The following is a 7,311-nucleotide window of genomic DNA, read 5'->3' as shown; positions in this document are numbered from 1 at the left end:
CCCGCGCTGCGTGACGGGCTGCGTTGTGGTCGCCGGCGACGCGAGCGCGGAGGTGATGGCCGTGCCGACCACTGTGGTGGACACCACCGGCGCCGGCGATGCCTATGCCGCCGGCTTCCTCGCGGCCCATGCGCGGGGCTGGCCGCTCGGCGAATGCGGGGGCTGGGGGGCGGGGGCGGCGGCCTGGCGGGCCTCGATGGTGCGGGTGTCGAGCCGCGCCACCGGCTCGCCCGCGGTCACCCGACTGTTGAAGTCGGCGAAGATCTCCCGGATCTGGCCGGAGAGCTGGCTGCCCACCTGAACCGACAGCACCGGGTTCACCGTGCCGGTGGCCGAGACCACCGCGGTGATGTTGCCCCGGTCCACCTCCGCCAGCCGCGGGCGCGGGCCATCCGGCGCGGCGCCGGTCGCCCAATCCGGAAGCCAGCGCGGCATCCAGCCTGGCATCCCACCCTGGGCCGCGGGCGCGCCCGCCCACCACCCGGCGGCGCCGAGCAGGGCTAGCACGATCAGGACCAGGGGCAGGCGGCGCATCTCGGTGACCAGTTTGCGCCGGAAGATGTAACGCGCCTATGTCCGGCATGCATCGGGAGATGGTCGCGGGAGGGGGCGGAATGCGGTTGCTGGTTCTGGGGGCGGGGGCGCTCGGGGGCTATTTCGGCGGCCGGGCGCTGGAGCGGGGCGTCGATGTCGTGTTCCTGGTCCGGCCCGGCCGGGCGGCGCAGCTGGCGCGGGATGGGCTCAGGGTGGAAAGCCCCCTCGGGGACATTCACAGCGCGGTGAGGACGATCGCCGAGGCCGGGCCCGGCTTCGACGCCGTGTTGCTCTCCTGCAAGGCCTACGACCTGGAGGCCGCCATCGCTGCCATCCGCCCGGCGGTCGAGGCCGGCGCCTGCGTGCTGCCCGTGCTGAACGGCCTCGCCCACATGGATGCGCTGAACGCCGCCTTCGGCCCGGTGCGCGTGTGGGGCGGGCTGGCCAAGTGCCAGGCGACACTGACGCCGGAGGGGGTGGTGAAGCACCTCGGCGACTGGCGCTGGCTGTCCTGCGGCGCGCCGGCCGGGCGGTGGGCCGGCCGCGCCGCGGCGCTGGCCGCGGCGCTCGGGAAGACGCGCGGCCTGGAGGCGGAGGCCGTGCCCGACATCCAGCGGCGCATGTGGGAGAAGCTGGTGCATCTCGGCACCGTCGCCGCGGGGACGGTGCTGATGCGCGCGAGCGTCGGCGAGATCGTCCGCGCCGGCGGCCGGGATTTCCTGCTGGCCCTGCTGGAGCGCAACGCCGCCATCGCCGCGGCGCATGGCCACGCGATGACTCCCGCCTTCCTGGACAGTTACCGCGCGCTCTTTTCCGACCCGGCGAGCGCCTATACCGCCTCCATGCTGCGCGACCTGGAAGCGGGCGGCCGGACGGAGGCGGAGCATATCCTGGGCTTCCTGGCCGGGGCTGCGCGCAAGGCCGGCGCGGAGGACACGCTGCACGCGACCGCCCTGCTGCATGCGCGCGCCTATGATCAGCGGCGGCAGGCCGGGCGGCTGGCCTGATCCGGTCGCCGCGCCTATCTTCCGCCGCGACACGGCAGGGGACCAGCATGCGCGACCAGCGACAGACGGGCTATACGCCGGTGCCGCTGCGCGGCTTGACGCCGGAGGACACCATCATCGTGCATGACCGCAAGGTCGGCTGCGACGGGGGCGGCGGGGCGCTGGGCCATCCGCTCGTCTATATGCGGATCGAGGACCGGCAGGTGACCTGCCCCTATTGCTCGCGCACCTTTGTCCTGGCCGAGGGCGCGGGTGACGACGCCGGACACTAGCCCCGCCCCCGGCGGGACGGACACCGGCCCGGGCGCGGACGGCACGCCGCCTGCCGCCAACGGCAACGGACTGCCGCCGGTCGCGCCGGGCCAGAAGCGCCTGATCCTGGTGGACGGCTCGGGCTACATCTTCCGCGCCTTCCACGCCCTGCCGCCGATGACCCGCCCCGATGGCGTGCATGTGAACGCCGTCTACGGCTTCACGCAGATGCTGGCGCAGTTCCTCTCGAAGCATGCCGCGAGCCATATCGCCGTCGTGTTCGACAGCGCGCGCCTCACCTTCCGCAACGACATCTTTCCCGCGTACAAGGCGCACCGCCCGGAACCGCCGCCCGAGCTCGTGCCGCAGTTCGACCTCATCCGCGAGGCGACGGAGGCGCTCGGCGTCTGCAAGGTGGAGCAGCCGGGCTACGAGGCGGACGACATGATCGCCGCCTATGCCAAGGCCTTCGTGGCGGAAGGCGGCAGCGTCTCCATCGTCTCCTCCGACAAGGACCTGATGCAGCTGATCCGGCCGGGCGTGGAGATGCTCGACCCGATCAAGCAGAAGCCGATCCGCGAGCCGGAGGTGCTGGAGAAATTCGGCGTGACGCCGGACAAGGTGGTGGAGGTCCAGGCGCTCGCCGGCGATTCCACCGACAACGTTCCCGGCGTGCCGGGCATCGGCGTGAAGACAGCGGCGCAGCTCATCACCGAATACGGCGACCTGGAGACGCTGCTGGCCAACGCCGCGAACATCAAGCAGCCGAAGCGGCGCGAGGCGCTGATCGAGAATGCCGAGAAGGCGCGGATCAGCCGGCGCCTGGTGCAGCTCGACGCCGATGCGCCGATGCCCATTCCCATCGAGAAGATGGTGGCGAAGCCGCCGCAGGCACCGACGCTCGAAAAATTCCTGCGCGAGAACGGCTTCCGCAGCCTGCTCGCGCGGCTCGGCTTCGGCGACGGCGCGGGCACGGCGCGCCCGGTGCGCCATGCGGTGCAGGAGGCCGCCGCACCCGTCGCCGCGCCGCAGGACGCACCCTTCGGCCCGTACGAGACCGTCACCACGATGGAGGCGCTGCGCGGCTGGATCGCTTCGGCGCGCGCCGCCGGCGTGATCGGCTTCGACACCGAGACGGACGGGCTGGACGCGCTGAAATGCCGGCTCGTAGGGCTTTCCATGGCCGTCGCCCCCGGCAGGGCCTGCTACGTGCCGCTGCGCCACGAAGGCAGCGGCGACCTGATGGGCGAGGGCACACCGGCGCAGCTCGACGTGCAGGCGGCGCTTTCGGAGCTGCGCCCGCTGCTGGAGGACCCGACCGTCCTCAAGGTGCTGCACAACGCGAAATACGACCTGGAGGTGCTGTGCCGGGCGGAGAATGGCGGCATCGCCGTCGCGCCCGTGGATGACAGCATGATGATCTCCTATGCCATGGATGCCGGCCGGCACGGGCAGGGGATGGACGAGCTGTCCGCCCTGCATCTCGGTCACACGCCGATCAGCTACGACAGCGTCACCGGCACCGGTCGAGGCCGCATCCCCTTCAGCCAGGTGCCGTTGGACAAGGCCACCGCCTACGCCGCCGAGGACGCCGACGTCACGCTTCGCCTCTGGGCGCTGCTGAAGCCGCGCCTGCGGGAGGCGAAGGCGCTCTCGTTGTATGAGCAGGTGGAGCGCCGCATGGTCGGCGTGCTGCGCGACATGGAGATCGCCGGCGTCAAGGTCGATGCCGGCGAACTCGCCCGTATCGGCGAGGATTTTTCCGAGAAGCTCGTCATCTACGAACGCCAGTGCCACGAGCTGGCAAAGCGCCCCTTCAATGTCGGCTCGCCGAAGCAACTGGGCGAAATCCTGTTCGACGAGATGGGGCTGAAGGGCGGCAAGAAGGGCAAGACCGGCGCCTACTCCACCGATGCCTCCGTGCTCGAGGAGCTGGCCGCGCAGGGCGTGGAGCTGGCGCGCCGCGTGCTGGACTGGCGGCAGATCCAGAAGCTGAAATCCACGTATGTGGACGCGCTCGCCCAGGCCGCTGACAGCCAGGGCCGCGTTCATACCGACTACGCCATGGCGGTGACCACCACCGGCCGCCTGTCCTCCACGGAACCGAACCTGCAGAACATCCCGGTCCGCACCGAGGAAGGCGCCCGCATCCGAGCGGCTTTCGTCGCCGATCCCGGCCATGTGCTGATGTCCGCCGACTACAGCCAGATCGAGCTGCGCATCCTGGCGCATGTCGCGGACGTGCCGAGCTTGAAGCAGGCCTTCGCGCGCGGCGAGGACATCCACAGCCGCACCGCCGCCGACATCTTTCGCCTCGACCCCGCGCATGTGGACAAGGAAGCGCGGCGCCGCGCGAAGACGATCAATTTCGGCCTGATCTACGGCATGTCCGCCTTCGGCTTGGCGACGCGGCTCGGGATCCCGCCGGGCGAGGCGCGCGCCATCATCGACGCCTATTTCGCCCAGTATCCCGGCGTGCGTGACGCGATGGAGCGCATCAAGGAAGACGCGCGGATGCGCGGCTATGTCGAGACGCCCTTCGGCCGGAAGATCTGGATCGCCGACATCGCGTCCAAGGATCCCGCCCGCCGCGCCGGCGCCGAGCGCGCGGCGATCAACGCGCCCTTCCAGGGCGGCGCCGCAGAGATCATCAAGCGCGCCATGGTGCGCATCCCGCACCGCCTGCGCGACGCCGGCCTGAACGCCCGCATGCTGCTGCAGGTGCATGACGAGCTGGTCTTCGAGCTGCCGGAGGCGGAGGTGGAGGCGACTGCCGCGCTGGTGCGCGACGTGATGGAGAACGCCGCGACGCTCTCCGTGCCGCTCTCGGTCGAGGTGGGGCACGGGCGTTCCTGGGCGGAGGCGCATTGAGCACCGCCACCGCCAGCGCAGCGCCGGCCGCAGGCTGGACGGGCGCGGAGCGCAGGCTGCTCACCGCCGTCGCCGCGGCGCATGCGCTGAGCCACATGCACATGCTGGTCTTCCCGCCGCTGTTCCCGCTGCTGCGGGACCAGCTCGGCGTGGGATTCCTGGAGCTCGGGCTGGTGGTCACGGTGTTCAGCGTGGTCTCGGCGCTCACCCAGGCGCCGATGGGCTTCGTGGTGGACCGCATCGGGCCGCGCCGCGTGCTGGCGGCGGGCCTCGTCACCGGCGGCATCGCCTTCACCGGCTTCGCGATCTTCGGCGGCTACGCCTGGATGATCCTGGCCGGCGCCATCGCGGGGCTCGCGAATGCGACCTATCACCCGGCGGACTACGCGCTGCTGAATGGCGGTATCGGCGGGCCGCGCATGGGCCGCGCCTTCTCGTTGCACACCTTCGCCGGCTATGCGGGCGGCGCCGCGGCGCCGGCGCTGATGCTGGCGCTGGCGGCAGGCTTCGGCGTGCAGGCAGCGGTGCTCTGCGCCGGGCTGCTCGCCTTCGTGGTGGCCGCCTTCGTCTGGATCGCCTGCCCGCGCGACGTGAAGCCACAGGCGACGAAGCCGGGCGCCGGTCCGAAGCCGCGCGTGCTGAGCCCGGCGATCCTGGGCCTGACCGGCTTCTTCGTGCTGATCGCGCTATCGATCAGCGGCACCAACGGCTTCGCCGTGGCCTCCTTGGTCGCAGGCCATGGCCTGTCGCTGACCATCGCGAGCGCGGCGCTCACCGCCTTCCTGATCGGCTCGGCCAGTGGCGTACTGCTCGGCGGAGGCCTCGCGGACCGGGCGCGTCGGCACGGGCTGGTGGCGGCCGCGGGCTTCGCGGCGGCTTCGGCCATCACGCTCTGCGTCGCGCTGCTGCCGCTGCCGGGGATCGCGGTGGTGGCGCTGCTCGGCGCCTCCGGCGTGCTGAGCGGGCTCTGCATGCCGTCGCGCGACATGATGGTGCGTGCCGCGGCGCCGCCCGGCCAGGCGGGTGCCGCCTTCGGCATCGTCTCCACCGGCTTCAACATCGGCGGCATGATCGCGCCGCTGATGTTCGGCTGGCTGATGGACGCCGGCCATCCGAACGCCGTGTTCCTGCTCGGCGCCGTCTTCATGGCGATCACCGCGCTGGCCGCCGCGCTACCGGAGTTGCGGCGCCGGTAGCGCGGCCGCGTCACATGGGCGGGCGCATGTCCTTCCACGGGGCCGCGCGCTCATAGGCGGCGGCGGCGCGATAGATCGTCGCCTCCTCGAACCAGCGGCCGACCAGCTGCAGCGACAGCGGCACCCCGCCCTCGCGCGACACGCCGCACATCAGCGTCAGCGCCGGATGGCCCGTGACGTTCAGCGGCGTGCGCGCCTGGCGCGGATAGGTCACCTCGACCGCTGCCGCGTCGTCGATGCGGCAGGCGGGGTCCAGGCTGCTCGCGGTGAGCAGCAGGTCCACCTCCTCCAGCGCCGCGGCGACGGCGGCGGTCAGTTCCCGGCGGCGGCGCTGCGCCTGCACATAGGCCTCCGCCGGGATGAACAGGCCCGGCAGCAGCCGCTTGCGCGTCAGCGCCGAATAGCCCTCCGGCCGCTCGCGGAGCCAGCGCCCATGGATCGCCGCCGCTTCCGAGAGCGAGATGGTGCGGTTCACCGCGCCGAACTCGCCGAGCGGGGGCAGCGCCACCGTGCGCAGCGTCGCGCCCTCACGCCGCAGCAGCTTCGCCGCGTCGTCGAGCGCCGCGGCGACTTCCGGCGTCGCCGGGTCGTCGGTCTCGTGCCAGGTCCGCACATAGCCGATGCGCAGGCCCTTCAGCCCCTTGCGCAGGTGGCGCGCGAAATTCTCCGCACGCCGCGCCACGCTGCCGGGATCGGCCGCGTCATGCCCCGCCATCGCGTTCAGCAGCAGCGCGTTGGAGGCGACGTCGCGCGTCATCGGCCCGACATGGTCCAGCGAATAGGCCAGCGGGAAGACGCCGCGTCGCGAGACCACGCCATAGGTCGGTTTCATGCCGACGATGCCGCATTGGCTCGCCGGGTTGCGCACCGATCCGCCGGTGTCGGTGCCGAGCGCGGCCGGCAGGATTCCCGCCGCCACCGCCGCGCCGGAGCCGGAGGAGGAGCCGCCGGGATGATGCCCCGGGTTCCACGGGTTGCGGGCGGGCGGGAAGGGCAGGTCGAAGGCCGGCCCGCCGATGGCGAATTCATGCGTCGCGAGCTTCACCGGGAACACCGCGCCCGCCGCGCGCAACCGCGCCACCACCGCCGCATCCTCGGTCTTGTGGTTGTCCAGCAGCAGCCGCGAATGGCAGGTGGTCGGGTGGCCAGCGATGTCGATGATGTCCTTGAGGCCGACCGGCAGCCCATCCAGCGGGGAGCGCGGCCCGCTGCGCGCGATGCGTCGCCCGGCCTTCGCCGCCTCCTGCCGCGCCTCGTCCCAGAGGGGACGGATGGTGGTGTTCAGCCGCGGCTCCAGCGCCTCGAAGCGCGCGCGCAGCGCATCCAGCAGCTCGACCGGCGAGAGGTTCCGGCGCGCGATGGCGCGCGCCGCCGCGGCGCGCGGCATGTCCGCGGGCGCGCCGCGCATCGGCGCGGCTCCTTGGCGGCGGGCACGGCGCAGGCGGGCAGGG

General features: G+C 72.3%; 6 protein-coding genes. 5 read left to right on the top strand and 1 reads right to left on the bottom strand.

Translation table 11 applies throughout. The annotated features are described in order from the left end of the window. The first annotated feature begins 55 nt into the window (after positions 1 to 55). The 5 genes from AC1MIR_RS07840 to AC1MIR_RS07820 all read left to right on the top strand — a co-directional run bounded on the left by AC1MIR_RS07840 (position 56) and on the right by AC1MIR_RS07820 (position 5,860). Positions 56 to 301 carry a PfkB family carbohydrate kinase gene (locus AC1MIR_RS07840; RefSeq protein WP_480028724.1) on the top strand — a complete coding sequence of 82 codons (246 nt, stop codon included), beginning with the start codon at positions 56 to 58 and terminating at the stop codon, positions 299 to 301. Positions 302 to 614: 313 nt separating this feature from the next. Next, entirely contained in the window at positions 615 to 1,541 is a 927-nt protein-coding gene (locus tag AC1MIR_RS07835; RefSeq protein WP_480027618.1) for a 2-dehydropantoate 2-reductase, read from the top strand. 47 nt (positions 1,542 to 1,588) lie between these two features. Beyond that, positions 1,589 to 1,813 carry a zinc-finger domain-containing protein gene (locus tag AC1MIR_RS07830; protein ID WP_480027617.1) on the top strand — a complete coding sequence of 75 codons (225 nt, stop codon included), beginning with the start codon at positions 1,589 to 1,591 and terminating at the stop codon, positions 1,811 to 1,813. 70 nt (positions 1,814 to 1,883) lie between these two features. Next, positions 1,884 to 4,664: a DNA polymerase I gene (polA, locus tag AC1MIR_RS07825; protein WP_480028723.1), complete on the top strand. Its 2,781-nt coding sequence runs from the start codon at positions 1,884 to 1,886 to the stop codon at positions 4,662 to 4,664. After that, complete coding sequence (locus AC1MIR_RS07820) at positions 4,661 to 5,860, top strand: MFS transporter (RefSeq protein ID WP_480027616.1); 1,200 nt, start codon at positions 4,661 to 4,663, stop codon at positions 5,858 to 5,860. The genes polA and AC1MIR_RS07820 overlap by 4 nt, the downstream gene beginning before the upstream one ends. Positions 5,861 to 5,870: 10 nt before the next feature. Here the strand turns inward: AC1MIR_RS07820 and AC1MIR_RS07815 are convergent, their stop codons facing one another. Beyond that, positions 5,871 to 7,268, bottom strand: coding sequence for an amidase (locus tag AC1MIR_RS07815; RefSeq protein WP_480027615.1), 1,398 nt, complete (start codon positions 7,266 to 7,268; stop codon positions 5,871 to 5,873). Positions 7,269 to 7,311: the final 43 nt, after the last annotated feature.

It is taken from the genome of Falsiroseomonas sp. RANM36 (assembly GCF_056682175.1).
The sequence above is the reverse complement of the archived record's forward strand: the minus strand, read 5'-3'. Positions and strand labels throughout refer to the sequence as shown.

What these genes read in the sequence shown, in the direction of transcription:
- AC1MIR_RS07840 (WP_480028724.1), top strand. Translation starts at nt 56, where the DNA reads ATGGCCGTGCCGACCACTGTGGTGGACACCACCGGCGCCGGCGATGCC.
- AC1MIR_RS07835 (WP_480027618.1), top strand. Translation starts at nt 615, where the DNA reads ATGCGGTTGCTGGTTCTGGGGGCGGGGGCGCTCGGGGGCTATTTCGGC.
- AC1MIR_RS07830 (WP_480027617.1), top strand. Translation starts at nt 1,589, where the DNA reads ATGCGCGACCAGCGACAGACGGGCTATACGCCGGTGCCGCTGCGCGGC.
- AC1MIR_RS07815 (WP_480027615.1), bottom strand. Translation starts at nt 7,268, where the DNA reads ATGCGCGGCGCGCCCGCGGACATGCCGCGCGCCGCGGCGGCGCGCGCC.